At 34.0% G+C, this 25,611-nt stretch carries 29 protein-coding genes; 19 read left to right on the plus strand and 10 right to left on the minus strand.

All coding sequences use genetic code 11. From position 1 onward, the window contains the following. Nucleotides 1-40: 40 nt before the first annotated feature. The 8 genes from BLP44_RS07115 to BLP44_RS07150 all read right to left on the minus strand — a co-directional run bounded on the left by BLP44_RS07115 (nt 41) and on the right by BLP44_RS07150 (nt 6,187). Nucleotides 41-973: a peptidylprolyl isomerase gene (locus BLP44_RS07115; protein WP_008462165.1), complete on the minus strand. Its 933-nt coding sequence runs from the start codon at nt 971-973 to the stop codon at nt 41-43. A gap of 42 nt (nt 974-1,015) precedes the next feature. Next, on the minus strand, nt 1,016-2,170 hold the full coding sequence (locus tag BLP44_RS07120; RefSeq protein WP_244511694.1) for an MFS transporter: 1,155 nt from the start codon (nt 2,168-2,170) through the stop codon (nt 1,016-1,018). 165 nt (nt 2,171-2,335) lie between these two features. Beyond that, on the minus strand, nt 2,336-2,677 hold the full coding sequence (locus BLP44_RS07125; protein WP_091130975.1) for a cupin domain-containing protein: 342 nt from the start codon (nt 2,675-2,677) through the stop codon (nt 2,336-2,338). 2 nt (nt 2,678-2,679) lie between these two features. Continuing rightward, nucleotides 2,680-3,591, minus strand: coding sequence for an archaemetzincin family Zn-dependent metalloprotease (locus BLP44_RS07130; protein ID WP_091130979.1), 912 nt, complete (start codon nt 3,589-3,591; stop codon nt 2,680-2,682). Nucleotides 3,592-3,600: 9 nt separating this feature from the next. Further along, nucleotides 3,601-4,473: a sugar phosphate isomerase/epimerase family protein gene (locus BLP44_RS07135; RefSeq protein WP_091130982.1), complete on the minus strand. Its 873-nt coding sequence runs from the start codon at nt 4,471-4,473 to the stop codon at nt 3,601-3,603. Between the two features lie 32 nt (nt 4,474-4,505). Then, nucleotides 4,506-5,042 carry an NADPH-dependent FMN reductase gene (locus BLP44_RS07140; protein WP_091130986.1) on the minus strand — a complete coding sequence of 179 codons (537 nt, stop codon included), beginning with the start codon at nt 5,040-5,042 and terminating at the stop codon, nt 4,506-4,508. Between the two features lie 17 nt (nt 5,043-5,059). Then, nucleotides 5,060-5,521 carry an IS200/IS605 family transposase gene (gene tnpA, locus BLP44_RS07145; RefSeq protein ID WP_066032445.1) on the minus strand — a complete coding sequence of 154 codons (462 nt, stop codon included), beginning with the start codon at nt 5,519-5,521 and terminating at the stop codon, nt 5,060-5,062. Between the two features lie 315 nt (nt 5,522-5,836). Continuing rightward, complete coding sequence (locus tag BLP44_RS07150) at nt 5,837-6,187, minus strand: hypothetical protein (RefSeq protein WP_066032447.1); 351 nt, start codon at nt 6,185-6,187, stop codon at nt 5,837-5,839. A gap of 181 nt (nt 6,188-6,368) precedes the next feature. Between BLP44_RS07150 and trmD the strand changes: the two genes are divergently transcribed. From trmD to uvrB, 15 genes are all read left to right on the plus strand, one after another. Beyond that, nucleotides 6,369-7,049: a tRNA (guanosine(37)-N1)-methyltransferase TrmD gene (gene trmD / locus BLP44_RS07155; RefSeq protein ID WP_008462158.1), complete on the plus strand. Its 681-nt coding sequence runs from the start codon at nt 6,369-6,371 to the stop codon at nt 7,047-7,049. A 215-nt stretch (nt 7,050-7,264) separates the two neighbouring features. Then, nucleotides 7,265-7,615, plus strand: coding sequence for a 50S ribosomal protein L19 (gene rplS, locus BLP44_RS07160; RefSeq protein WP_008462155.1), 351 nt, complete (start codon nt 7,265-7,267; stop codon nt 7,613-7,615). A gap of 280 nt (nt 7,616-7,895) precedes the next feature. Continuing rightward, nucleotides 7,896-10,115: an NADP-dependent isocitrate dehydrogenase gene (locus tag BLP44_RS07165; RefSeq protein ID WP_091130989.1), complete on the plus strand. Its 2,220-nt coding sequence runs from the start codon at nt 7,896-7,898 to the stop codon at nt 10,113-10,115. Between the two features lie 140 nt (nt 10,116-10,255). Further along, the gene (locus BLP44_RS07170; RefSeq protein WP_091130992.1) at nt 10,256-12,640 is read left to right on the plus strand and encodes a TonB-dependent receptor; all 2,385 of its coding nucleotides are present in this window, start codon (nt 10,256-10,258) and stop codon (nt 12,638-12,640) included. 30 nt (nt 12,641-12,670) lie between these two features. Continuing rightward, nucleotides 12,671-13,492, plus strand: a complete 822-nt coding sequence (locus tag BLP44_RS07175) for a DUF4249 domain-containing protein (protein ID WP_091130996.1) — start codon at nt 12,671-12,673, stop codon at nt 13,490-13,492. Between the two features lie 2 nt (nt 13,493-13,494). Continuing rightward, nucleotides 13,495-13,977 (plus strand): GyrI-like domain-containing protein, encoded by a 483-nt coding sequence (locus BLP44_RS07180; protein WP_091130999.1) that lies wholly within the window; start codon nt 13,495-13,497, stop codon nt 13,975-13,977. A 2-nt stretch (nt 13,978-13,979) separates the two neighbouring features. Continuing rightward, on the plus strand, nt 13,980-14,423 hold the full coding sequence (locus BLP44_RS07185; protein ID WP_091131003.1) for a DinB family protein: 444 nt from the start codon (nt 13,980-13,982) through the stop codon (nt 14,421-14,423). 81 nt (nt 14,424-14,504) lie between these two features. Then, nucleotides 14,505-14,960 (plus strand): RidA family protein, encoded by a 456-nt coding sequence (locus tag BLP44_RS07190; protein WP_091131006.1) that lies wholly within the window; start codon nt 14,505-14,507, stop codon nt 14,958-14,960. Between the two features lie 65 nt (nt 14,961-15,025). After that, nucleotides 15,026-15,685: a thiamine diphosphokinase gene (locus BLP44_RS07195; protein ID WP_066032454.1), complete on the plus strand. Its 660-nt coding sequence runs from the start codon at nt 15,026-15,028 to the stop codon at nt 15,683-15,685. Between the two features lie 212 nt (nt 15,686-15,897). Next, complete coding sequence (rlmF, locus tag BLP44_RS07200) at nt 15,898-16,848, plus strand: 23S rRNA (adenine(1618)-N(6))-methyltransferase RlmF (protein ID WP_170830221.1); 951 nt, start codon at nt 15,898-15,900, stop codon at nt 16,846-16,848. Between the two features lie 57 nt (nt 16,849-16,905). After that, nucleotides 16,906-17,133 (plus strand): hypothetical protein, encoded by a 228-nt coding sequence (locus tag BLP44_RS07205; protein ID WP_066032455.1) that lies wholly within the window; start codon nt 16,906-16,908, stop codon nt 17,131-17,133. Next, complete coding sequence (locus tag BLP44_RS07210) at nt 17,118-17,420, plus strand: type II toxin-antitoxin system RelE/ParE family toxin (protein WP_066032456.1); 303 nt, start codon at nt 17,118-17,120, stop codon at nt 17,418-17,420. The genes BLP44_RS07205 and BLP44_RS07210 overlap by 16 nt, the downstream gene beginning before the upstream one ends. A 102-nt stretch (nt 17,421-17,522) precedes the next feature. After that, nucleotides 17,523-17,759 carry a hypothetical protein gene (locus tag BLP44_RS07215; protein WP_026728847.1) on the plus strand — a complete coding sequence of 79 codons (237 nt, stop codon included), beginning with the start codon at nt 17,523-17,525 and terminating at the stop codon, nt 17,757-17,759. Between the two features lie 85 nt (nt 17,760-17,844). After that, the gene (locus tag BLP44_RS07220; protein ID WP_091131015.1) at nt 17,845-18,783 is read left to right on the plus strand and encodes an alpha/beta fold hydrolase; all 939 of its coding nucleotides are present in this window, start codon (nt 17,845-17,847) and stop codon (nt 18,781-18,783) included. A 142-nt stretch (nt 18,784-18,925) separates the two neighbouring features. Then, nucleotides 18,926-20,917 carry an excinuclease ABC subunit UvrB gene (gene uvrB / locus BLP44_RS07225; protein ID WP_066032458.1) on the plus strand — a complete coding sequence of 664 codons (1,992 nt, stop codon included), beginning with the start codon at nt 18,926-18,928 and terminating at the stop codon, nt 20,915-20,917. Here uvrB and BLP44_RS07230 read toward each other — a convergent pair. Continuing rightward, nucleotides 20,914-21,315: a TerB family tellurite resistance protein gene (locus BLP44_RS07230; RefSeq protein WP_091131018.1), complete on the minus strand. Its 402-nt coding sequence runs from the start codon at nt 21,313-21,315 to the stop codon at nt 20,914-20,916. The two genes, uvrB and BLP44_RS07230, sit on opposite strands and share 4 nt — an antisense overlap. 57 nt (nt 21,316-21,372) lie before the next feature. Here BLP44_RS07230 and BLP44_RS07235 point away from each other — a divergent pair, with 57 nt between their 5' ends. The 4 genes from BLP44_RS07235 to BLP44_RS07250 all read left to right on the plus strand — a co-directional run bounded on the left by BLP44_RS07235 (nt 21,373) and on the right by BLP44_RS07250 (nt 24,811). Then, nucleotides 21,373-22,170, plus strand: a complete 798-nt coding sequence (locus BLP44_RS07235) for an alpha/beta hydrolase (RefSeq protein ID WP_091131022.1) — start codon at nt 21,373-21,375, stop codon at nt 22,168-22,170. Between the two features lie 30 nt (nt 22,171-22,200). Then, nucleotides 22,201-23,211, plus strand: coding sequence for a dipeptide epimerase (locus BLP44_RS07240; protein ID WP_091131025.1), 1,011 nt, complete (start codon nt 22,201-22,203; stop codon nt 23,209-23,211). 2 nt (nt 23,212-23,213) lie between these two features. Beyond that, nucleotides 23,214-24,248, plus strand: a complete 1,035-nt coding sequence (locus BLP44_RS07245) for an aminotransferase class I/II-fold pyridoxal phosphate-dependent enzyme (RefSeq protein WP_091131029.1) — start codon at nt 23,214-23,216, stop codon at nt 24,246-24,248. A 98-nt stretch (nt 24,249-24,346) separates the two neighbouring features. Continuing rightward, a complete protein-coding gene (locus BLP44_RS07250; protein WP_091131032.1) occupies nt 24,347-24,811 on the plus strand; it encodes a DUF1456 family protein in 465 nt (154 codons plus the stop codon). 91 nt (nt 24,812-24,902) lie between these two features. On the opposite strand, the gene BLP44_RS07255 is transcribed toward BLP44_RS07250, so the two are convergent. Continuing rightward, nucleotides 24,903-25,610: a LytR/AlgR family response regulator transcription factor gene (locus BLP44_RS07255; RefSeq protein ID WP_091131034.1), complete on the minus strand. Its 708-nt coding sequence runs from the start codon at nt 25,608-25,610 to the stop codon at nt 24,903-24,905. Nucleotide 25,611: the final 1 nt, after the last annotated feature.

Below are 25,611 nucleotides of genomic sequence, written 5' to 3' on the forward strand. Positions count from 1 at the left end.
GATTATTATTTAAAACAATGCTAAATTGCTTGTAAAACTCTTATTTTACGTCCATTAATTCAACGTCGAAAATTAAAACTGCGTTTGGCGGGATAACTCCTCCAGCACCAGATGGACCGTAAGCTAAATCAGAAGGAATTACAAAACGAGCTTTGTCACCCACTTGCAATAAAGCAATACCTTCGTCCCATCCTTCAATAACTTGTCCAATTCCTAATTTGAATTCGATTGGTTTTTTACGTGGGTAAGAAGAATCAAATACTTTTCCGTTTTCTAAAGATCCTTCGTAGTGAACAGAAACTGTTTTTCCAGCTTCAGCCTTTTTACCTTCACCTTTTTGAATCATTTTATAACGTAAACCGCTTTCTGTTTTATCAAAACCAGCAGCCAATTGTTCCATTTTTGCTTCAGATTCTGCTTTTAAAGCTGCCTCACGTTTCATACGAGCACCTTTTAAACCAATGAAAGCTTCAATTGCATTCCATTTTTGAGCTTCTTCACCTACTCTGATAATTTCAACAGACTCTAAATTGTCACCTTGAGCAACTGCATCAACAACGTCTTGTCCTTCAACAACATGTCCGAAAACACTATGTTTGTTATCTAACCAAGGAGTCGGAACGTGAGTAATGAAAAATTGAGAACCATTGCTTCCAGGACCAGAATTGGCCATAGACAAAACTCCTGGACGATCATGTTTTAAACTTGGGTGAAATTCGTCATCAAATTTGTAACCTGGATCTCCTGTTCCAGTTCCTTTTGGACAGCCTCCCTGAATCATGAAATCAGCAATTACTCTGTGGAAAGTTAATCCGTCATAGAATTTTTGTCCTTGAGGTTTCACTTTGTTTTCCATATTTCCTTCTGCAAGAGCAACAAAGTTACCTACAGTTCCTGGTGTCAAATCGTGAGTCAATTTTACTAAAATTGAACCTTTGCTAGTATTGAATTTAGCGTATATTCCGTTTTCCATGTTGTTATTTTTAATTTGAACGCAAATTTACAAATTAATTTTTTAATCAATTTGCGCTTTCGCTTTTTTAGATTTTGATTTATAAGTAAGTCCGTAAATTGTCAATGATAATAAAGATAAAGCCATACAGCCGATTGTTACAGCTGGCCATCCGCCAAATTTCCATAATAATAAGCCGTAAGCAGATCCTGCCGCTGTCCCTAAAAATGTTAGCGACATAAATACGGTATTCAATCTGTTTCTTGCTTCTGGCAATAAGGAATAAACTCTCGTTTGATTGGAGATGTGAACGCCTTGAATTCCGATATCGATAAATACAATTCCGATTGCAATTCCGATTACGCTTTCAATGGCAAAATAAAAGACAACGAAACTTAATAATACCAACAAACAGCCGTAGCCAACTGCAATTCTTGAGTTCCCTTTGTCTCCCAATTTCCCAACAAGAGGTGCTGCCAAAGCTCCAGATGCGCCAACAATTCCAAATAACCCGATTGTAGCACTATTAAAATCGAAAGGTTTTCCAGAAAGCAAAAGCACCATTGTAGTCCAAAACGCTCCAAATTGAGCAAAACTAAAAACATTGATTACTGTTGCCTCACGTAAAACTGGTTGTGTTTTTATAAGCGTAAACAATGACTGAATTAACTGTGCGTAAGTCCCTTGAAATTGCGGTTTGTTCTGTGGAAATTTGCTCTGAATCACAAAAAAGATCAAAAGACAAATTCCTGCCGCAATATAAAACATCGATCTCCAGCCCAGAACCTGACCAATAAACCCACTCAATGTTCGCGAAAGCAAAATACCGACTAAAAGCCCGCTCATAATAGTCCCTACAACTTTCCCACGCTGATCAGGCGCGCTTAAAGAAGCTGCTAATGGTAAAATAAGCTGTGGCACAATCGAAGTGATTCCGATTAACAATGAAGCAATTTGTAAAACAAGAAAACTTTTGGCAGTTGCAGCAATTAGTAATGCAATTACAGTAGCAAAAGTAGTCATCAAAATTTGCCTTTTTCGCTCTATTTTATCGCCAAGAGGCACCATAAAAAACAATCCGATAGCATAACCCGCCTGAGTCAGATAGGTTATTGTTCCGGCACTTTCTTCAGGAATTTTAAATTCGTTGGCAATTAAAACAATCAAAGGCTGGCAGTAATAAAGATTTGCAACTATAAGACCAGTGCAAACTGCCATAAACAGTACATTAGTTTTAGATAAATTCATGCTGCAAAAATACCACTCTAATCTTTAGCAAAACTTTAAAAAAAGTATAAATTTTAAGTTTTTTTTAAACCATATAGGTGATATAAGTTCATTTAAACTTAAATACTTAATAAGTTTATTTCTTCAAAAAACATATTAATAGTTTAAAAAATCTTCTCTAGCAGGGCTAAAAACATCTGTTAACATGCCTGTTTCCAAACAAACAACACCGTGTATAGCATGTGGCGGAATATAAAAACTATCTCCTTCTTTTAATGTCTGTGTCACACCGCTGATTGTAACATCAAATTTGCCGCTTGCAATGTATGTAACTTGCGAATGATAATGATCGTGCAAAGTGCCGATTCCTCCTTTCTCAAAATGAACATTTACCAGCATCACTCTTTCATCAAAAGCTAAAATTTTACGTTTGATTCCCTCACCGACTACTTCCCATTCGATTTCCTCTCCTTTTATAAATTCTTTGCTAGTACTCATTTCTATTTATTTTTAATTTTCTCAAAATCTTTTTTCATCAATGCCAATCCTTCATCTAGATTATTCTTTTGAAAGAACGCTTCAAGCTCCTTTAATCTCTTTAAATTATCATAATTAAATCCCGAATTTAATTTTCTTTGACAAAGAGAACACAATCTAATAGAATGCGAATCTGTTTCTATCATACTATTGGTTCCATTCATAACGCAACTGGCTTCAATACAATGATGCAGACCAAACATATGCCCTATTTCATGAGAACAAATTTTCAGCAATCGTTCTAACCCTAAATTAAAATCGGCTTCTTTTTGCATTCTATACATCGAACTTACTGCAATTTTATCTCTGTAAGATGCCAATCCAAAAACGTAATTCCATTCGGGTTTTGGATACAAATCTTTTTCAGTTATTGCCATTAAAGCAATTCTTTTGTTAGGATTTTCTTCTTTTAAAACATCAGTTAAAATGTATCCCGCCAAAAACTGTTCTTGTCCGACATCTCCAATTCGTCTAGCATGATTCGGAATAATATCATTTGAAACATTTTCTAAAACCTTAGTTTCCAATTGAAAAAATATTTGCAAATACTGACGAACTAATTCAATTTGTTTTATTTGCATTGAATTGAACTTTCCTATAGGCTGCAGATAAATAATATTTTCTTCTTTGGTTGGAACAACATGTTTAGTTCTCACAAATTGTTCGAAACTTTGTCCGTTTTCTTTATGAGAAAACAACCAATCTCCATAAGCTGGTTTCCCAAGTTTAACATCATTTGCTTTAATATCTACAAAATAAGGCGCGGGTGGTAAAATTTTCTGCGGAATCGATTGTATCTTTAAATTTGCCTTTTCTTTTTTATCAGATTGACATGAACAAAGAATTACAAATACTACCAAAAGAAGCTTCCTCATATAGATGAATTAGATTAGACTTTTCGAAATAAAATCACAGCTCGTTTGTATAGAATCAAAAGAATTTGAAGCAAAATTATTTTCCTGTTCTACAAAAAAATGAACCATTCCAGATTGTTTTGCTGCCGAGAAGAAAGGTTTAAAATCAATTGTTCCAGAACCAACTTCAGTATTCAAATCGTTATTATTTTTATCCTTATCTTTCACATGCCACATTTTGAAACGCCCTGGATTTTCTTTAAATAGTTTTAAAGGATCATTGCCAGAATGAACTATCCAGTATAAATCTAGCTCGAAATACACCAAATCTTTATCGGTTTCCTTTAATAGAATTTCGTAACCTGTAACGCCATCATACTTCTTAAACTCAAAATCATGATTGTGATAAGCCAGTTTTAAACCTGCTTTTTTGCACATTTCTGCGGCTTCATTTACGCTAGCTGCGATCTTTTTATAATCTTCTATACTTCTTCTAAAAGGCTCATCTATCCACGGAACAGTCAGAAATTCATTTTTAAGAACTTTTGCAGCCTCAATTGCTGCGATTAATTCTGCAGTATTTCCGTCATATAAAAAGCTTCCCAAATTATAATGTCCACTAACCGCTTTTAATCCATTATCATCTAAAATCTTTTTTAATTCTTTAGGCGTTAATCCCCAAAATTGATCTTTAATTGAAAAACCGTATGTCTCAACAGTCGTATAACCTGCTTTGGCAACTTTTTCTAAAGTTCCTTTTACATCTTTAGGCAGTTCATCACGAAGCGTATACAGCTGTAAACCTATTTCTTTTTTATTCATAGTAAGTGCAAATGATGGTGAAGCCAAAACTGCCGTTGCAGCAAGACCTGTGGTTACGATAAAATTTCTTCTACTGATCATTTTAATGATTTAAATTTCAGAAAGTAAATATATTATAAAAATTGATTTTTAAAGTTTTCTGCGAAATTTTGAAGTGCATTTGCAGTTTCTTCCGAAACAATTTCTCCTTCAGCATTCACTTTTCCTCGCACTCCCTGAATTAAAAGCTGTGTTGTGTCGTCAAATTTAGCTTCGAGTGTTTTCATAACCAATAGCAATTGCTCATGCCCCATTTCACCAGAGACAGAAGCGGTAATAAGACCTGCTTTTTTGTTTGAAAAAATAGTTGTTGAAACACACCACTCTAAAGCATTTTTCAAACTTCCCGGAATACTGAACACGTATTCTGGAGTGCAAATGATAACTCCATCGGCACTTATAATTTTATTTCTAAATGTAGTGATTTCTTGCGGAGGATTATCTGTATCTAAATCTGGATTAAAATGAGGAAGGCGCTCTAAATCTTCAAAAATTTCCACCTCAAATTCAGGTTTTAAGTAATTTGAAATGTATTTCAGAATTTTAAAGTTACTGGAATTACTTCTCGTACTTCCAGATATAGCAAGAATTTTTATTTTTGTTGATATCATATTTAGATTAGGCAATTTTAGATTAATTCCTTGAAAATAAATTTTTCATCATAATCGACTTCAAATTTTTCAAGAAAGTTAATATACTCTTCTCTAAATGTTTTCTTTTTATGATGCTGTTCTTGATTTTCGATATATTTTATAACAGCATTTAATTGAGATTTACTATACGAAAATGCTCCATATCCTTCTTGCCACTCAAAATGACTATTTGCAAATTTATTTTCATTTATCCATTTTGATGAATTTTGCTTTACGCTTTTCATCAATTCTGATATAGACTGCATAGGTCTTATTCCTATTAAAATATGGATATGATCTGAAACTCCGTTTATAGCCAAAAGTTTATGATTGTTATTTTTTATAATGCCTGAAATATACTTAAACAATTCATCTTTCCAATTTTTGTGAATCATCGCCTTTCTATATTTTACAGCGAAAACAAAATGAATATGTATTTGCGTATATGTGTTTGCCATTATTTAGTCCCTACGGGACATTAATTCTTTAATTATTATTATTTTTTCTACCGATATTTTATTCCTAACGGAATATTTTTATGACGTGCAAACATAAGTAAAAAAGAAAGAATTATCTTGCGTATTTTTAATATATTCTAAACTGCTCTGTTCCGTTGGAATAAATACTGGTAGTATAAAAATCCACAAAACAATCCGATATGTTTTGAAAGAATAGAGGAAACTGTTCCGTTAGGAACAAAATATTGGTAGAAAACAAATATCATAGCACAAAAAAAATCAATCGCATCGATTTTGTCCCGTTAGGGACTACGCCTATTTCGCCGTCAGCAAATTCAATCCTTGCATTTTTTGAGAATCAATTGCTTGAGGCGGATAATTCTGTTTTTCTTGTCGTGTCGATGTGACTTTCCCATCTTTATTTATATATACATAATTGTAACGCCAGTAATTTGATCCAGCCAATGACGTACCATCATCAGTAAAAACCTGATCTGCATAAACCAGAATTTCTCCATTTTGATTATTATCTAAAGTCCTTATAGGATTTCCTAAAGTTTTAAGCACTTTCGATTTGGCTTCTCCTACAGCTACTGTAGCAGAATTAGTGCTTGCACAGGAAAAAAATAGCGCAAGTACTACAGGCAGTAATATTGTTTTTTTCATAATAAGGGATTGAATTTATGTTTTGGATTTTGGCTATTAAACCTTGATAATTAGGATTGTAATAATACTTAAAGTTAATACAATAAATTTTACACAATTTATTAAGTATGTTATATAATTATTATCAAACCACTCAATAGCATTATTTGTATCTTTGCCAGCAAGAAATTATCGAATAGAAATGCGAATTGACATTATTACTCTTTTACCTGAATTATTAAGAAGTCCGTTTGAGGCTTCTATTATGAAACGCGCCATTGACAAAGGTTTGGTCGAAGTGCACTTTCACAATCTTCGTGACTATAGCACTAACAAACAGAAAAGTGTAGATGATTATCCTTTTGGTGGAGGTGCTGGAATGGTAATGACAATTCAGCCGATAGATGACTGCATTACACATTTGAAAAGCCAACGCGAATATGATGAAGTAATTTATATGTCTCCTGACGGTGAAACTTTAAATCAAAAAATGGCGAATAAAATGTCGATGTATGAAAACATTATTATTTTATGCGGACATTATAAAGGTGTTGACCAAAGAGTTAGAGATCACTTCATTACAAAAGAAATTTCTATTGGGGATTACGTTTTATCTGGAGGAGAATTGGGTGCCATAGTTTTATCTGATGCTTTAATCCGATTAATTCCTGGCGTTTTAAGTGACGAAACCTCAGCATTGACTGATAGTTTTCAAGACAATTTGTTATCAGGTCCAATTTATACAAGACCTGCAGACTATAAAGGATGGAAAGTTCCAGAAGTACTAACCAGCGGGCATGCAGCCAAAATAGATAAATGGCGTGAAGACATGGCCTACGAACATACTAAAAATAGACGTCCAGATTTATTGGAAGGACATTAAATTTAGTTTCAAGTTTAAAGCTGTTTTTGTTTCAAGTTAAAACTCTAGACAGCAACAACTTGAAATCTTAAACTTGAAACAAAAGAAACTAAAAATAATTTACAATTTATAATTCATAATTTATAATTATTTTTTACATTTGCACCCGAATTTGACCAACCTCTGGCGAGATCCGTGAATGTTGCTCTAATATAAAAACCATAATTTAAATTATCATGGCAGATTTATTAAAATTCGTTCAAGACGAATTCGTTGCTAAAAAAGATTTCCCAGATTTCGGAGCTGGAGACACAATCACTGTTTTCTACGAAATTAAAGAGGGTGAAAAAACAAGAACTCAGTTTTTTAAAGGAGTTGTTATTCAAAGAAGAGGTTCTGGTGTTACAGAAACTTTTACTATCCGTAAAATGTCTGGATCTGTTGGTGTTGAGCGTATCTTCCCAGTAAACTTACCAGCTTTACAAAAAATCGAAGTTAACAAGAAAGGTGCTGTACGTAGAGCTAGAATTTTCTACTTCAGACAACTTACTGGTAAAAAAGCTAAGATTAAAGATAAAAGAAGATAATCATTTATCAAAATGTTATAAAAAACTCGTTTCATACTTTTTGAAACGAGTTTTTTTTATGTTCCATTTTCAACACTAACAAAACCGTAATTTTTTAATACCAAAATCATCGATTTAGCAATTTAACGAGCTCGAAATAACAATCTGTTAATTTCGTCTTTTCTCGGGAAAACTCAACCGTTTTCGTTGTGATTTTATTATATTTGCTCCGCTCATTTTGAGCCGAATATATCTTTTACATCGTTAACTCCTGACGATACGATTATAAAAAAAAAAGAAAATGACAAAATCAAAAATTTTTTACACCTTAACTGATGAGGCGCCTTTATTGGCAACTTACTCTCTTTTACCAATTGTTCAAGCTTTTACAGCAACAGCTGGAATTGAAATCGAAACCAGAGATATTTCGCTGGCAGGAAGAATTTTATCAAACTTCCCAGATTCTTTGACAGATGCTCAAAAAACTGGAGATGCATTGGCAGAACTTGGCCAATTAGCAACTCAGCCAGAAGCTAACATTATTAAATTACCAAATATCTCAGCATCTGTACCGCAATTAAAAGCGGCAATTGCTGAATTACAATCACACGGATACAACGTACCAAATTTCCCAGAAGATCCGCAAAACGATGCTGAAAAGGAAATTAAAGCAAAATATGCAAAAGTATTAGGCTCTGCTGTAAACCCAGTTTTACGTGAAGGAAACTCTGACCGTAGAGCTCCAAGAGCAGTTAAAAACTTTGCAAAAGCAAATCCACACTCAATGGGTGCTTGGTCTGCTGACTCAAAAACTAAGGTGGCTTCTATGTCAGGCGGTGATTTCTACGGAAGTGAAAAATCATTGACTGTAAACGAAGCTAATGATGTAAAAATCGAATTTGTTGCTAAAGACGGAACCGCAACTGTTCTTAAAGCTAGTACTCCATTAAAAGCTGGAGAAATCATTGACAGCTCTGTTTTAAGTGTAAACAAATTAAAAGCTTTTGCTGCTGACGTAATTGCTGAAGCTAAAGCTGCAGGAGTATTACTTTCTGTACACTTAAAAGCTACTATGATGAAAGTTTCTGATCCAATTATCTTTGGCGCTATCGTTGAAGTATATTTTGCAGATGTTTTCAAAAAATACGCTTCTTTATTCGCTGAATTAAACGTTGACACTAGAAATGGTTTAGGTGATATCTACGCTAAAATTGCTGGAAGACCAGAACAAGCAGAAGTTGAAGCCGCTATCGATCAAGCAATCGCAAACGGGCCAGCTTTGGCAATGGTTAATTCTGAAAAGGGAATTACAAACTTACACGTACCTTCAGATGTAATCGTTGATGCTTCTATGCCAGCAATGATCCGTACTTCTGGACAAATGTGGAACAAAGAAGGAAAACAGCAAGATACATTTGCAGTTATTCCAGACAGATCTTATGCTGGTGTTTATACTGCAACTATCGATTTCTGCAAAAAACATGGTGCTTTTGATCCAAAAACTATGGGAAGTGTTCCTAACGTTGGGTTAATGGCTCAAAAAGCTGAAGAATATGGTTCTCACGACAAAACTTTCCAAATTAAAGGTGATGGTGTTGTGCGTGTGGTTGACCAAAACGGAAATGTTTTAATGGAACAAAACGTTGAAACAAATGATATTTTCAGAATGTGTCAGGCAAAAGATGCTCCTATTCAGGACTGGGTTAAATTGGCTGTAAACAGAGCTCGTTTATCTAGTACTCCTGCTGTTTTCTGGTTAGACGAAAACAGAGCGCACGATAGAGAATTGATCGTAAAAGTTCAAAAATACCTTAAAGACTACGATACTACAAACTTAGATATCCGTATTTTAAACCCAGTTGCTGCTACTGAATTTACTTTAGATAGAATCATCAAAGGTTTAGATACAATTTCTGTAACTGGAAACGTATTACGTGACTATTTAACAGATTTATTTCCAATCTTAGAATTAGGAACTTCTGCAAAAATGCTTTCTATCGTTCCGTTAATGAACGGTGGTGGATTGTTCGAAACTGGTGCTGGAGGTTCTGCTCCTAAACACGTTGAGCAATTTACAGAAGAAGGATACTTACGTTGGGATTCATTAGGAGAGTTCTTAGCTCTTGGTGCTTCTTTAGAGCATTTAGGGCAAACTTTAGACAATTCTAAAGCAATTGTTTTATCTGAGACTTTAGACCAAGCTAATGATAAATTCTTAGCAAACGATAAATCTCCAGCACGTAAAGTGGGTCAGATTGACAATAGAGGTTCTCACTTCTATTTAGCTTTTTACTGGGCTCAGGCTTTGGCTGCTCAAACTAAAGATGCTGAATTGAAAGCCATTTTTACTCCAATTGCTGCTGAATTTGAAGCTAACGAAGCTAAAATCGATGCTGAATTAATCGGTGCACAAGGTAAACCTCAAAACATTGGAGGTTACTACCAGCCAACTCCAGAATTGGTAAGCAAAGCAATGCGTCCTAGCGAAACTTTCAACGCTATTGTTGCTAAAATCAAATAATTCAGAATACATCTGTATTTGTAAATAAACAAAAGGACAACTCGAAAGGTTGTCCTTTTTTTATCTTAACTTATGTTTAACAAAAGTTCCGCGAGATTATTTAGTAAGAATTGTTAACTATGTAAATCAAAATCAATATAATGATTACAAAAAATACCTGCACATTTTTTCTTTTTATTTTAACGATTTTCACCTCATTTGCGCAGGAAAAATTCACTCTAAGCGGAACCATCAGCGACAGCAAAAACAATGAAACTTTAATCGGAGTAAACATTTTTATTCCATCTTTAAAAACAGGAACCACAACAAACGAATACGGTTTTTATTCGCTTTCAGCTCCAAAAGGAGAATACGAAATCGAAATCAGTTATGTTGGCTATCAGACTATTCAAAAGCACATTTCCTTAAATCAAAATACAAAAACCAATTTTTCTATCAGCGAGGGAAATGGCGAAGAACTTCAAGAAGTTATCATTACAGAAAACAAAGGCAAAATAAACGTCAAATCGCCAGAAATGAGTGTGAATAAACTCTCCATTTCTACCATAAAAAAAATGCCGGTAGTTTTAGGCGAAGTAGATGTTTTAAAATCTATTTTATTACTTCCTGGAGTAACCAATGCAGGTGAAGGCGCTTCTGGATTTAATGTTCGCGGAGGCGGTGCCGATCAAAATCTAATCCTTTTAGATGAAGCAACAATCTTTAATTCGTCTCACGTTTTCGGATTCTTTTCTGTTTTTAATCCTGATGCTATTAAAGATTTAAAATTATATAAAGGCGGAATTCCGGCACGCTATGGCGGACGAGCTTCTTCTGTTTTAGAAATTTATCAAAAAGATGGAAGCAGTAAAGATTTCCATATGAATGGCGGAATTGGGTTAATTTCAAGTCGCTTATTAGCTGAAGGCCCAATTGTAAAAGACAAAGGTTCTTTCTTGATTGGCGGACGAGCTTCTTATGCACATCTTTTTCTCAAATTTTCTGAAGATGACAAAGATAATGCCGCCTATTTTTATGATTTAAACACCAAATTAAGCTATAAACTCAATGACAACAACAGTCTTTATTTATCTGGATATTTTGGACGAGACGTTTTCAGGCTGAACAAAAGTTTTACTAATACCTACGGAAATTCAACTTTAAACCTGAGATGGAATCATCTGTATTCCAATAAATTATTCTCCAATCTCTCTTTAATTTACAGCGATTATTACTATGGTTTAGATCTTGATTTTGTGGGATTCAACTGGGACTCTGGAATCAAAAATTATAATATTAAATACGATTTCAAACATTATCTTTCAGATAAACTAAAACTAAATTATGGTGTAAACGGAATTTACTATGATTTCAATCCCGGAACCATAAAGCCAACTGGCGAAGATTCAGGAATCAATCCAGATCAATTAGACAAAAAATACGCTTTTGAACCTTCTGTTTATTTAGATGCTGAAAGTCAGATTTCTAAAAAAATCACCGTTGCATACGGATTGCGTTACAGCTTATTTTACAGATTAGGCGCATCCACTATTAATTATTACGACAACAACCAGCCAGTGGTTTTTAATAATGATATGCAGATTTACGAAAAAGGTACGCCAACTTCAACAAAATATTTTGGCAAGAACAAAGTCATTCAGAGTTATAATAATCTTGAACCGCGTTTTTCTCTTTCTTATCAATTAAATGAAGACCAATCGATCAAAGCGAGCTATAACCGAATGGCGCAATATCTTCAATTGATTTCCAACACCTCTTCTCCAACTCCTCTTGATGTCTGGATGCCGAGTGACAATTACATCAAACCTCAGCTTGCAGATCAAGTAGCTCTGGGTTATTTTAGAAATATCTATGATGACGCCTATTCTTTGGAAGTAGAAACCTATTACAAGAAAATACAAAACCGATTAGATTATATAGACGGAGCCGATTTAATTGCCAACAATGCCATCGAGCAGGTTATCTTAAACGGTCATATGCGCTCATATGGTTTAGAATTGATGGTAAAGAAAAACAAAGGCCGATTTAATGGCTGGATTTCCTATACCATTTCAAGATCAGAACAGCAGACTCCAGGAAGAACACCAGAAGAAACAGGCATTAATAATGGCAAATGGTATGCTTCGGCTTATGACAAAACACATAATTTAGCCATTACATCAGCTTATAATTTAAACGAAAAATGGTCTTTTGGCGCTAACTTTGTATTGCAGTCAGGACAGCCTGTAACATATCCGAACGGACAATATGAATATTTAGGAATTGTGGTTCCGAGTTATGGCTTACGAAATGAAAACCGACTTCCTTCTTACAATCATTTGGATATTTCTGCCACTTTAACGCCAAGAAAGAACAAAGACAGAAACTGGAAAGGCGAATGGGTTTTCAGCATTTACAATCTTTATAATAGAATGAATGCTGCATCAATCAACTTTAGGCAAAATGTAGACACAGGTGTAAATGAAGCCGTGAAATTATCTATTTTCGGAATTGTTCCAGCGGTAAGTTATAATTTCAAATTCTAGAAAATCAGTTCAAAAACTAAAAATATACTTATGAGAAAATTAGTTTTTTTAATCGCATTTTTTACGTCCCTATTCTTCACTAGCTGTGAAGAAGTAGTTGATGTCGACTTAGACACCGCGCCTCCGAAATTGGTAATTGAAGCTGCTATCAATTGGGAAAAAGGCACTTCTGGAAAACAGCAGGTTATAAAACTTTCTACGACAACAGGCTATTTTGAGAGTCAGATTCCTGTCGTATCCAATGCTATAATTTCCATAAAAAATAGCAAAAATCAGACGTTTAATTTCGTTGAATTCAATAAATCTGGACGCTACATCTGCAATGACTTCATACCTCAGCTTAATGAACAATATACCTTAACCGTTATCAGCAAAGGAAATACATACACAGCGACAGAAACTCTAAAATCGGTTGCGCCAATTATAAGAATCGAGCAAAAAAATGATGGCGGTTTTACAGGCAAGGAAACCGAAATAAAAGCTTACTTTACAGATCCTGGAGACGAGGATAATTTTTATTTATTTAAATATGTTTATTCGAATAAAATAACTTCCAATTATTATGTTTCTGAAGATAAATTCTATCAAGGCAATGAAATTTTCAGCAGTACCGTTGATGAAGATTTAAAAACTGGAGATGAAGTCGAAATAACGCATTACGGAATTTCAAAACAATATTATAATTACATGAATATTTTAGTCAGCATTGCGGGCAGCAATGTTGGAGGTCCCTTTCAGTCGCCACCCGCAACGGTAAAAGGAAACATTATCAATACAACAGATAAAAACAATTATCCGTTGGGTTATTTCTCCCTAAGCGAAACCAGTACAAAAAAGTACAAAATAGAGTAATTATGCAACCTATAATCAAAAACTTAACCGAGAAAAAACTCATTGGACATTTTTTAGAAATGTCTTTTATAGAGAATAAAACTTTTCAATTATGGAATGGTTTTATGCCAAATCGAAAAAAAATTAGCAATACAATTAATGCTAATTTATATTCTTTAGAAGTCTACGCAGAAAATCATTTTGATAATTTTGATCCTAGTGACAGTTTCCAAAAGTGGGCTGCTGTAGAAGTCTCAGATTATTCAGCTATTCCCGAAGGAATGGAGATGCTAATTGTTCCTGACGGTTTGTATGCTGTTTTTCTTCATATAGGCCCCGCCTCAGAAGGACATAAAACGTACCATTACATTTTTACGGAATGGCTTCCAAATTCTGAATATACGGTAGACGACAGACCGCATTTTGCCGTTATGAATGAAAAATATAAGAAAGACGATCCAGCTTCTGAAGAAGAAATCTGGATTCCGATAAAAAACAGAAATTAAGTATGATACTAGAAACGCTAAAAACACTTTTCAATCGAGATTTAAACAAACTAAAAAGCGAAATTGAATCGTATCAAACTGAAAGTTCGATCTGGACAATTGATAAAAAGATCTCCAATTCAGCAGGAAATCTTTGTCTTCATTTAATTGGAAATCTAAATACCTATATCGGTGCAGAAATCGGCAAAACGGGATATATTCGAAATCGTCCTTTAGAGTTTTCGTTGAAAGACATTCCGAAATCAGAATTAGTTCAAAAAATTGAAGACACCACTTCAATTGTAAACATCGCCCTTGACAACTTAACAGAGGCCGATTTAGAAGCGATATACCCGCAGATTGTTTTCGAAAAAGAAATGAAAACTGGATTTTTCTTAATTCATCTTTCAACTCATTTAGCCTATCATTTAGGCCAAATTAATTATCACCGAAGACTTTTAGATTAAAAAACAGCTTCTCAACATATGTAAATGTTTTAAAAATTAGAATTACGAAATCTTTGTAATCTTAATTTTAATTTTTAAAACATGAAATATTTAATTTCTCTTTTATTATGCGCCTTTACATTCCAAACAAAAGCGCAAACTTTTAAAAATCCTGATTCATTATTTAATCCAGCTCCATATGGTTTCAGCCATGTATCTTCTGTAAAAACACCTGGCGAATTTATTTATATTTCAGGGCAAAGCGGCGGTTTGGGCAAAGAACATTTTTTAAACCCTGACTTTAGAATACAAGTTAAAACTGCCCTTGAAAACCTAAAAATAATTTTAAATAGTTATCAGCTAAAACCAGAAAATGTAATGAAAATTACAATCCTGATTGTTGATCACTCTCCTGAAAAATTAAAAATATGGGAAGAAGAAATTAGCAAGGTATGGAACGGCAAACCATTTCCTGCCAGCACATTAATTCCTGTTCCTAAATTAGCGCTTGATGGAATGCTCATCGAAGTGGATGCAATTGCTTTTAAAGCCAATTAACTTAAGACATTTTCTGCCAAAGACTATATCTTTTGTACATTTGTAATTCATTCAAAAAAACTTACATGTCATCACATCATATAGTCCGAGACGATCAGGAACCTGCTTTAATCATTGCTAATGGCGCTGCTTGCGATCCTGAATTATTAGGACAATTGCTAGAATGGTCTCCTTTGGTTGTTGTTTTAGATTCGGCTATCGAAAGAGTGATTGAATTGGGCATAAAAGTCGATGTTCTTTTGGGCGATTTTGATCGCGGATTTGATCCAGAAATTTACAAATCACAATTCCCAATCGAAATCGTTCATACACCAGATCAGGATAAAACCGATTTAGAAAAGGCTTTTGATTATCTTATCGAAAGAAAAATTCCAGCCGTAAATGTCGTCTGGGCAACCGGAAAGCGTGCCGATCATACAATTACAAACCTTACACAAATTGTTCGTTACCGAGATTTACTAAAAATTGTAATTCTTGATGACCATTCTAAAATATTCCTGCTGCCTACAAAATTCGAAAAATGGTATACGGCAGACACCCCAATTTCGCTTATTCCAATTGGAATTGTAAATGGAATTTATTCAACGAACTTGAAATATGAACTAAAAAACGATACGCTCACAATGGGCTACAGAACCGGAAGCAGCAATTCGGTCGAAAAAGACGGAATCGTGACCATTACACATCGTGAAGGTGATTTGCTTTTAATGGAATGTTTTGATTAGGAGAATTAAAAAATAAAAAGTCCCGGCGGGACGAAATATTTATAGATTATAATGCTTTAATTAGATTAAAGCTCCAGCGGAGCGACATAACAGATGTCGCTCCGCTGGAGCTTTTGTTGTAATAATAAATTAAACTAGCTATAAACATTACGCTCCTCCGGAGCCATTCTTCAAAAAAGGAATCCCTATCTTTGCAATCGAAATCAATGAAAATGAAAGCAGAAAACAATTCGCAAAAAGACAATTTACACCCAAGAAATCTTCATAGAAACCGATATGATTTCGAAAAACTGATTTCAAATTGTCCCGAATTAAAAACTTTTATTTCCATCAATAAACACGGAATCGAAACGATTGATTTCAGTAATCCACTTGCTGTAAAAACTTTAAATAAGGCTTTACTTCAAACCTATTACAATATTCAAAACTGGGATATTCCTAAAAATTACCTTTGCCCGCCAATTCCAGGACGTGCCGATTATATTCACTACATCGCCGATTTATTGGCAGAAAGCAATAACAATCAAATTCCTGAAACTAGTACAGTTTTAGGATTAGATATCGGAACGGGTTCAAATTTAATCTATCCGATATTAGGGAATTCTATTTACAACTGGAGCTTTGTCGGAACCGATATTGACAAAAAATCAATTGAAAATTGTGCCAAAATTATTGAAGCTAATCCAAAATTAATCGATTCTATCAGTTTGCAACAACAAACAGAACCCCGATTTATCTTTAAAAATATTATCACGCCCGAAGATCGTTTTACATTCACAATGTGCAATCCGCCTTTTCATGCATCAGCAGAAGAAGCCAATAAAAGCGCTTCGAGGAAAACTTCTAATTTAAATCCGAAAGAAAAAAAGAGTGCAAATCCTGTTTTAAACTTTGGCGGACAAAATGCAGAATTATGGTGCAATGGCGGTGAAATCGGATTTATAACCCAAATGATTTACGAAAGTGCCAAATATCCTTCGCAGGTTTTATGGTTTACCACTTTAGTTTCTAAAAAAGAAAATCTTGCTTCGATTTATAAAATCCTGAAAAAAGTAAATGCCACTTCGGTAAAAACAATCGAGATGTCTCAAGGACAAAAAAACAGCAGAATTGTGGCTTGGAGTTTTTTAAATAGTTCAGAGCAGTACTCTTGGAAATTTTAAGACTTTCAAAACCAATAGTATGGTTATCTTTTGTAACTTCGATAAAATTATGCAATCATGAACACTCTTGAACTTAAAACTATTTTAATTTCTGAAATTGAAAAAATTGATGATGATCAATTTTTATCAGCATTAAAAACAATTTTAGATAGTCGCAAAACTCCTATCAATTATTCTGAAAGATATAATGAAGATTTAAAAGTTGCCGAAGAAGATATTCAAAATGGCAATTATTATTCTCATAATGAAATTAAGGATCAAATTGAACAATGGAAAAAGAAATAATCTGGTCAAAAGCTGCTAAAAATCAGCTTGAAAAAATATACTTCCACATATTTAAAGAATCTAAAAGCAGAAACATTTCAAACAAAGTAATTGAGACTATTTATAGCTCTGTTACAATCTTAAAAACAAATTGGGAAATTTACGAATTGGATGAAATGAAGATTCCAAACGATGTAAATTATCGTGCATATGAAATTTATAGCTATAGAATATCTTATAAAATAACTTCAAAAGAGATTCACATTCTAAGAATTCGACATACAAGTCGTAATCCTAAAAAACTGTAATCATTTACTAAAACATCATAGTAATCTAATTTCCAAAACCAAAACCTTGATTTTACAATTTACTTTTGCTACATTTATTGTAAACTATTTAAAATCAAGACCATGGCAGAATATATTGGTTATCTCGCATCTGTATTTATTGTTGGCGGTTTTTTGCTGAAAAATCTTCGAACAATCCGATTCATTAATATGTTTGGCTGTATCTGCTTCGTAATTTACGGCATCTTTTTAAACGATTACAGAGATTTCAACCAATGGCTTTGGCCTGTAATTATTCCGAATGCGATTTTAGCGTTTGTTCAGATTTATTATCTGACTTCCAAAAACGATAAATCTTAAAATTATGATATTTTAAAATAAAATTCTGATACACTTTTCGCCCACTCTACCCGTAACTTTAAGCTGAAAATTGAATTTTATTACCATGTCAAAACTATATTCCCGAGTAGTCATTATACTTTTTTTAGTGACAAGTTGCGCTTCAAAAAAAACGAAATACGAAGACTATGTTTTTAAAACCAAAAGCGAAGAAGTAAATTATCAAACCTCTTACGATAAAGCTTTAAAACTTTGGAACATTCCGTACACCGAAGAAGATGTAAAAACAAGTTTCGGAACAGCGCATGTTGTAATGGCTGGCCCAAAAAACGGAAAAGATCTGGTTTTGCTTCACGGAATGGATGCCAGTTCTACCATGTGGTATCCCAATATTAAAGCTTTTTCTAAAAATCATCGCATTTACGCAATTGATTTCATCATGGAACCCAATAAATCCAATTTGACAGCAAAACCGCTTTCGTCAGATGATATTGTTGCTTTTTACAACGAAGTTTTTACTCACTATAAATTAAAGGATTTTGATATTATTGGCGCTTCACGCGGTGGCTGGATTGCCACCTTATTAGCCGTTCAAAAACCAAATTCAATTGATAAAATTGTTTTACTGAGTCCTGCCCAAACTTTCAAATTTCTTGACAAACCTAGAAAAACGACTTCGGCGTTAATGCTGAAACTTTTTCCTAGCGAAAAGAAATTCAGTAAAACATTAAACACTTTTTCAACTCATCCAGAAAATATAAGCCGCATTTACAAAAGGCAGTTTTATTTGGCCAATAAATATGCAAAATCCAATTCCAGCATGCTCAAAATGATGCCCTTTTCAGATAAAGAATTAGAATCTATTCAAAACCCCGTTTTAGTTTTAATTGGCGACAAAGACGTTATTAATTCGGAAGAAAGTTTAGAAAGAGCACATAAACATCTAAAAAACAGTAAAACCAAAGTTGTACAAGATGCTGGGCATTTTCTAACTATCGATCAGCCCAAAACGGTGAATGATGCTGTAATTAATTTTTTAGAATAAGATTTTACTGGATCTAATTTTATGAACTTTGACAAATTAGCTTTGAATAATAGTGCAAATTAGTACAATTCGGGACAGACTTTAAATTACTTACTTACACAAACTTCGTATCTTTACAAAACCAAATTTTCAGTATACGCAAATGAAATTTCAAGTTTCCTCAGAATATAGTCCAAAAGGAGATCAGCCTCAAGCCATACAAAAACTGGCGCAAGGTGTAGTCGACGGAGATAAATACCAAACTTTATTGGGAGTTACAGGTTCCGGAAAAACTTTTACTGTAGCCAATGTAATTCAGGAAGTGCAAAGACCAACTTTGGTTTTGGCGCACAATAAAACATTGGCGGCACAGTTATATTCAGAATTCAAGCAGTTTTTTCCAAATAATGCTGTTGAATATTTTGTTTCGTACTACGACTACTATCAGCCTGAAGCTTTTATGCCCGTAACCGGAGTTTTCATTGAAAAAGATTTATCTATCAATGAAGAATTGGAGAAAATGCGTTTAAGCACCACTTCTTCTTTACTTTCAGGGCGTCGCGACGTTTTGGTCGTGGCATCAGTTTCCTGTCTGTATGGTATTGGAAACCCAGTTGAATTTAAAAAGAACGTAATTGAAATCAAACGCGATCAGGTTATTTCAAGAACTAAATTATTGCATAGTTTAGTACAGAGTTTATACGCCAGAACAGAAGCCGATTTTAACCCTGGAACTTTCAGGATTAAAGGAGATACGGTTGAAGTTTATCCGAGTTATGCAGATGATGCGTATCGAATTCATTTCTTTGGAGATGAAATCGAAGAAATCGAATCATTTGATGCCAAGACTTCTCAAGTTATAGAGAAATTTCAGAGATTAACCATTTATCCAGCCAATATGTTTGTGACTTCGCCAGAAGTTTTACAAGGTGCGATTTGGCAAATTCAGCAGGATTTGGTGAAACAGGTTGATTATTTTAAAGAAATCGGAAAACATCTCGAAGCCAAACGTTTGGAAGAAAGAACCAATTTTGATTTAGAAATGATTCGCGAATTGGGCTATTGTTCTGGAATTGAAAATTACTCGCGCTACCTGGACGGACGTGAAGCTGGAACAAGACCTTTCTGCCTTCTAGATTATTTCCCAAGCGATTATTTGATGGTTGTAGATGAAAGTCACGTAACCGTTTCGCAAGTTCATGCCATGTACGGAGGCGACCGCAGCCGTAAAGAAAATTTGGTTGAATACGGTTTTAGATTACCTGCCGCCATGGACAACCGTCCGTTGAAATTCGAAGAATTCGAAGCATTGCAAAATCAGGTGATTTACGTCTCAGCAACTCCTGCCGATTACGAACTACAGAAATCTGATGGAATTTATGTAGAACAAATTATTCGCCCAACCGGGTTATTAGATCCAGAAATCGAAGTTCGTCCAAGTTTAAATCAGATCGATGATTTAATTGAGGAAATTCAGGTTCGTTGCGAATTGGACGAAAGGGTTTTAGTGACCACTTTAACCAAAAGAATGGCCGAAGAATTAGCTAAATATTTGACAAAAGTTAGCATCAGATGCCGTTATATCCATTCTGAAGTAGACACTTTAGAACGTATTGAAATCATGCAGGATTTACGAAAAGGCCTTTTTGATGTTTTAATTGGAGTAAACTTGCTTCGTGAAGGTTTGGATTTACCAGAAGTTTCGCTTGTTGCCATTTTAGATGCCGATAAAGAAGGTTTCTTGAGAAATCACAGATCTTTGACGCAGACTATTGGCCGTGCGGCGAGAAACTTAAATGGTAAAGCCATTATGTATGCTGATAAAATCACAGCGAGCATGCAGCGAACAATCGACGAAACCAATTACAGAAGAACCAAACAGATTAATTTCAACGTAGAAAACAATATCGTTCCGCAAGCGCTAAACAAAAAAATCGAAAGCGCATTTACCAAAAATCCGTTGGTAGAATATGAATTAGGACATCCGATTCCTGTTGCAGCTGAACCAGAAACAGCTTATTTATCTAAAACAGAGTTGGAGAAAATGATTCGCGAAAAACGCAAAACGATGGAAAAAGCGGCTAAAGAATTGGACTTCTTGCAAGCTGCCAAACTTCGTGACGAAATTAAAAAACTACAGGAACAGCTGGCTTAGTTATGCTGTCCCTTAAAAATCTCTAGCAAAACTATTGGATTGATTACAGTATTGGGAGATTTTTTCATCATTTCTAAAACACGTTTCACCGCAGCAAGATTCAATCCCATTTGTAAAGCAATCTGCTGAATGGCTTGAAATTCTCTTTCATGTAAAACTCCGTCGCAATGCATTAGCAAAGCCAACCTGTAAAACTGATTAATGCGTTGCATCTCAGATGGAATGGGCAACGATTTGGTTTCCTGATGAAATAAATCCTGAAATTCTTCTTCGCTAATATTCAATTCTACAGCTACAAGTCTTAAAAATTCAAGCTCACGTTTGTGCAAATGTCCGTCTACAGTGGCCAATGTAATCATTTCTAAAAGTAAACTTCTTTTTTCTGCTTCTGTATTCATCAATTTCTTATTTTTAGCTAAAATATTGCTTTTAAATAAAAATACAAAACACGGATAATGAAGAAGATTTTCTTGATAATTTTACTTCTATTAACTTTTATCGGAAAAGCACAAAGCACCGCTTCTAAAAATGTATCGACTTTTACGATTGAAGCACCTCAGCTCAATACTTCAAAAAAAATCTGGATTTATCTTCCCGAAAATTATTCTAAAAATATTCAGAAAAAATACAGCGTTATTTACATTCACGATGCTCAAAACCTATTTGATGCTAAAACTTCGTATTCTGGTGAATGGAATGTTGACGAAAAATTGGACAGTTTAAAAGCAAAAGTAATTGTAGTAGGAATCGAACATGGAAATGAAAAACGGATTGACGAATTAACGCCTTTCAAAAATGAAAAATATGGAGGAGGAAATGCCGATAATTATATAGAATTCATTGTAAAAACATTAAAGCCACACATCGATAAAAATTACAGAACCAAAACAAAAGCAAAAAACACTATTCTTTTTGGAAGCTCACTTGGCGGATTGGTTTCGTATTACGGTGCTTTAAAATATCCAGAAGTTTTTGGAAAAGCAGGCGTTTTTTCGCCTTCATTCTGGTTTTCTCCTGAGATTTATACTTTTACAGAAAAACAACCTAAAATCAAAACGAAAATTTATTTTCTGTGCGGCGATAAAGAAAGTGATGACATGGTAAACGATTTGACCAAGATGAAACGTTTACTAGATACAAAACGCTGTTATTGCCTTCATCTAGACAAAACTAAAATTGTAAAAGGCGGAGAACACAATGAAAAACTTTGGCGAGATCATTTCGCAGAAGCAATTCTTTGGCTGGGCTATTAATTGAAAAAAAAATAAAAACATCGCATACCAATGAAACTAATTTTAAGAGAATACAATCTCAAGCTAAAACACACTTTTACTATTTCAAGAGAGTCTATTGATTTTCAGCCTTCGCTAATTGTAGAATTGCAAAGCGATGGTTTTTCTGGTTTTGGAGAAGCCACTTCAAATCCGTATTACAATATCACGGTTCCAATGATGATGCAGGATTTAGAAAAAATCAGATCTATTATTGAAAATACTGAGAATGAAACTCCAGAAGTATTTTGGGCAAAAATCCATCCGCATTTAAAACAGGATATGTTTGCCTTGTGCGCGTTGGATTTGGCTTATAATGACTTGTATGCTCGCAAAAAAGGCAAAAAACTTTATGAATTGTGGAATTACACCACCGAAAGAAATCCGATGACGGATTATACAATCGGAATTGCTTCTATCGAAAAAATGGTGGCTAAAATGCAGGAACTTCCATGGCCGATTTATAAAATTAAATTGGGAACCAAAGAGGATATCGAAATTGTAAAAGCACTTCGCAAACATACGAATGCCGTTTTCAGAATTGATGCCAACTGCGGATGGGGAGTCGAAGAAACCATCAACAACGCTGTAGAATTAAAAAAATTGGGCGTAGAATTTCTAGAACAGCCAATGAAAGCGGATAATTGGGAAGGGCATAAAGAAGTTTTCAAACATTCTGTTCTTCCTGTAATTGCAGACGAAAGCTGCATTATTGAAGAAGATGTAGCAAAATGCCACAATCATTTTCATGGTGTGAATGTGAAATTGGTAAAATGTGGCGGTTTAACTCCTGGAAAACGCATGATTGAGGAAGCTAAAAAACTAGGCTTAAGAACAATGGTGGGTTGTATGACGGAATCTACTGTTGGAATTTCTGCCATTGCGCATTTGCTTCCGCAATTGGATTATGTAGATATGGACGGCGCACTTCTTTTAGCAGAAGATATTGCGACGGGAGTAACCATAAAAGATGGCATTGTAAGTTATTCAGATCTTAACGGAACTGGTGTTACACTTTTATAAAAATGACAGTCGATAAATTTCCAGATCGAGTTATTGAAATTGACCAAGAACAGTATTTGTATTTTGGCGGAACTGCTTATTTGGGACTTCCAACAAACAAAGAGTTTCAAGAATTAGTAATTCAAAACATTTTGAATTGGGGAACTACATACGGAAGCTCCAGAACGGCAAATATTCAGCTGTCAGCTTATGACGCAGGCGAAAGCTTTTTGGCTTCTCATATTGGTTCTGAAAAGACTGTCACAGTTTCTTCAGGAATGCTGGCTGGAAAACTGGTTTTAGAAAAATTAAAAAAAGAAACCGATTGCTTTTATCATTTAAATGAAATTCATTCGGCTATTCAGATTGAAAATAGTTTTCCAATATTGTTAAACGGAAAATTAAACGATCGTCTGTTAGATTCAAAACCTGAAAAAATAACGATTTTAACCGATGGCGTTCCGTCTTTCGAAACAAAACCTGCTGATTTATCATTTTTAGAAAAAATTTCAAAAAGCAAAGCAATTACTTTAGTAGTCGATGAATCGCATTCGCTAGGAATTACTGGCAAAAATGGTAGTGGAATTTATTCTTCAATTGAATTTCCCGTTAAAAGAAAAATAATGGTTTCTTCATTAGGAAAAGCTTTCGGATTAACTGGCGGTGTAATTGCTTCCGATTCTGAATTTATAAATCAAATCAAAGAATTGGAAACTTTTACAAGTGCCGCAGGAATGAATCCTGCTTTTGTGCAGACACTTTCTGATGCCAGAGAAATATATAAAATACAGCATCAAAAACTGCTGGATAATCTAAATTATATTGATTCGATTTTAATCAAAAACAGCACTATCTTATTTGATAAAAACTATCCTTTAATTTATCTTTTATCGAATGAATTAGTTGAAAAACTAAAACACGAAAACATTATTATTGCCAGTTTCAGATATAAAAAAGAAGCTGAGCCTTTAAACCGAATTGTGATTACTGCCAATCATCTTAAACAGGATTTAGACAAACTTTTAAACGTTTTAAATGATTTTAATTATCGTTTTTAATCATTTAAAAAAACTACCTTTGCAAAAAGTAAATAATGGTTTTTTAAGTTCAAGTAACGATTGGAAAAACCTGAAACTTTAAACATGAAACAAAAATTATGACAAATAACGATATACTTAAAAAACTTCGCGTGGCTTTGATGCTCCGTGATGACCAAATAGTTGAAATTTTAGAATTAGTAGATTTTAGAATTTCGAAATCAGAATTAGGCGCTTTTTTCAGAGCAGAAGATCATCCGAATTATATGGAATGTGGCGATCAGGTTTTACGCAATTTCTTAAACGGATTAGTAATCCATTTAAGAGGAACGAAAGAAAACCCTAAAAATCCAAACGAGGTTTTAGCAAAGCATAAAGCTGAAATTCCGAAAAGAGAAACTTCTAAAGAAAGACCAGAATTTAAAACTACACCAAAAGATTCTGAAAAATACAGAGGCGATAAAAGTCCATCAAAATCAGGTTCAGCAGCCGGAAAGCCTAAAAAGAAATCATTCCCAAAAGGAAATGGAAAACCGGTTGTTGTAGAAAAAGTGGTTTACAAAAACGGGAAGAATAAGAAATAATTTAACCTTAAAGTTTTATAGCCACGAATTCACGAATTATTTTTGATAATCTTTGAAAATAAAAATTCGTGAATTCGTGGCTATCTTTTTTTTAAATTTTATTCTCCTCGATTTTATCAAAAAAAGCATCTTTAAAAGTCGCTCCTATCGGCAGTTCTTTTCCATTGATAAATACCGAAAAATTATCTGTCGATTCAACGTGTTTTAAAGAAACAACATATGATTTATAAATCTGTATAAACTCATTTTCCGGTAACGATTCAATTACATTTTTCAAAGACGAATGCGTTATAATCTGTTGTTTTTCTGTATGAATGCAAACATAATTCTGGAGACTTTCTATATATAAAATGTCTCTCAAAAACACTTTCTGAAATTTATTCTTCCCATCTGTTTTAACAAAAAGAAAATCAGGCAGATTGCTCTGATTTGAGATTTCTATTTTAGGTTCTGAATTCAGCTTTGAAACCGCTTGATAAAAACGTTCAAACGAAATCGGTTTCAATAAATAATCGACTGCATTCAATTCAAAACCTTCTAAAGCAAAATCTGGATAAGCGGTTGTGAAAATGACTTTTATATTTTTCGAAATGATTCTAGAAAGCTGCAATCCCGTTAACTGAGGCATTTGAATATCCAAGAAAATCACATCAACAGATTGTGTGTTTAAAAATTCCAATGCTTTTAATGAATCATTAAAAACTCCAACTTTTTCAAGAAAATTTACTTTTCCTATATAGTTTTCCAATATTCTGGTTGCAGGCGGTTCATCGTCTACAATAATGCATTTAAAAGCCATA

The sequence above is a fragment of the Flavobacterium anhuiense genome (genome assembly GCF_900101855.1).
Lineage (GTDB): Bacteria > Bacteroidota > Bacteroidia > Flavobacteriales > Flavobacteriaceae > Flavobacterium > Flavobacterium anhuiense.

Bases quoted from the DNA above. Each gene is read 5' to 3' on its own strand.
- BLP44_RS07115 (WP_008462165.1), bottom strand. From the start codon at position 973: ATGGAAAACGGAATATACGCTAAATTCAATACTAGCAAAGGTTCAATT.
- BLP44_RS07120 (WP_244511694.1), bottom strand. From the start codon at position 2,170: ATGGCAGTTTGCACTGGTCTTATAGTTGCAAATCTTTATTACTGCCAG.
- BLP44_RS07125 (WP_091130975.1), bottom strand. From the start codon at position 2,677: ATGAGTACTAGCAAAGAATTTATAAAAGGAGAGGAAATCGAATGGGAA.
- BLP44_RS07130 (WP_091130979.1), bottom strand. From the start codon at position 3,591: ATGAGGAAGCTTCTTTTGGTAGTATTTGTAATTCTTTGTTCATGTCAA.
- BLP44_RS07135 (WP_091130982.1), bottom strand. From the start codon at position 4,473: ATGATCAGTAGAAGAAATTTTATCGTAACCACAGGTCTTGCTGCAACG.
- BLP44_RS07140 (WP_091130986.1), bottom strand. From the start codon at position 5,042: ATGATATCAACAAAAATAAAAATTCTTGCTATATCTGGAAGTACGAGA.
- tnpA (WP_066032445.1), bottom strand. From the start codon at position 5,521: ATGGCAAACACATATACGCAAATACATATTCATTTTGTTTTCGCTGTA.
- BLP44_RS07150 (WP_066032447.1), bottom strand. From the start codon at position 6,187: ATGAAAAAAACAATATTACTGCCTGTAGTACTTGCGCTATTTTTTTCC.
- trmD (WP_008462158.1), top strand. From the start codon at position 6,369: ATGCGAATTGACATTATTACTCTTTTACCTGAATTATTAAGAAGTCCG.
- rplS (WP_008462155.1), top strand. From the start codon at position 7,265: ATGGCAGATTTATTAAAATTCGTTCAAGACGAATTCGTTGCTAAAAAA.
- BLP44_RS07165 (WP_091130989.1), top strand. From the start codon at position 7,896: ATGACAAAATCAAAAATTTTTTACACCTTAACTGATGAGGCGCCTTTA.
- BLP44_RS07170 (WP_091130992.1), top strand. From the start codon at position 10,256: ATGATTACAAAAAATACCTGCACATTTTTTCTTTTTATTTTAACGATT.
- BLP44_RS07175 (WP_091130996.1), top strand. From the start codon at position 12,671: ATGAGAAAATTAGTTTTTTTAATCGCATTTTTTACGTCCCTATTCTTC.
- BLP44_RS07180 (WP_091130999.1), top strand. From the start codon at position 13,495: ATGCAACCTATAATCAAAAACTTAACCGAGAAAAAACTCATTGGACAT.
- BLP44_RS07185 (WP_091131003.1), top strand. From the start codon at position 13,980: ATGATACTAGAAACGCTAAAAACACTTTTCAATCGAGATTTAAACAAA.
- BLP44_RS07190 (WP_091131006.1), top strand. From the start codon at position 14,505: ATGAAATATTTAATTTCTCTTTTATTATGCGCCTTTACATTCCAAACA.
- BLP44_RS07195 (WP_066032454.1), top strand. From the start codon at position 15,026: ATGTCATCACATCATATAGTCCGAGACGATCAGGAACCTGCTTTAATC.
- rlmF (WP_170830221.1), top strand. From the start codon at position 15,898: ATGAAAGCAGAAAACAATTCGCAAAAAGACAATTTACACCCAAGAAAT.
- BLP44_RS07205 (WP_066032455.1), top strand. From the start codon at position 16,906: ATGAACACTCTTGAACTTAAAACTATTTTAATTTCTGAAATTGAAAAA.
- BLP44_RS07210 (WP_066032456.1), top strand. From the start codon at position 17,118: ATGGAAAAAGAAATAATCTGGTCAAAAGCTGCTAAAAATCAGCTTGAA.
- BLP44_RS07215 (WP_026728847.1), top strand. From the start codon at position 17,523: ATGGCAGAATATATTGGTTATCTCGCATCTGTATTTATTGTTGGCGGT.
- BLP44_RS07220 (WP_091131015.1), top strand. From the start codon at position 17,845: ATGTCAAAACTATATTCCCGAGTAGTCATTATACTTTTTTTAGTGACA.
- uvrB (WP_066032458.1), top strand. From the start codon at position 18,926: ATGAAATTTCAAGTTTCCTCAGAATATAGTCCAAAAGGAGATCAGCCT.
- BLP44_RS07230 (WP_091131018.1), bottom strand. From the start codon at position 21,315: ATGAATACAGAAGCAGAAAAAAGAAGTTTACTTTTAGAAATGATTACA.
- BLP44_RS07235 (WP_091131022.1), top strand. From the start codon at position 21,373: ATGAAGAAGATTTTCTTGATAATTTTACTTCTATTAACTTTTATCGGA.
- BLP44_RS07240 (WP_091131025.1), top strand. From the start codon at position 22,201: ATGAAACTAATTTTAAGAGAATACAATCTCAAGCTAAAACACACTTTT.
- BLP44_RS07245 (WP_091131029.1), top strand. From the start codon at position 23,214: ATGACAGTCGATAAATTTCCAGATCGAGTTATTGAAATTGACCAAGAA.
- BLP44_RS07250 (WP_091131032.1), top strand. From the start codon at position 24,347: ATGACAAATAACGATATACTTAAAAAACTTCGCGTGGCTTTGATGCTC.
- BLP44_RS07255 (WP_091131034.1), bottom strand. From the start codon at position 25,610: ATGGCTTTTAAATGCATTATTGTAGACGATGAACCGCCTGCAACCAGA.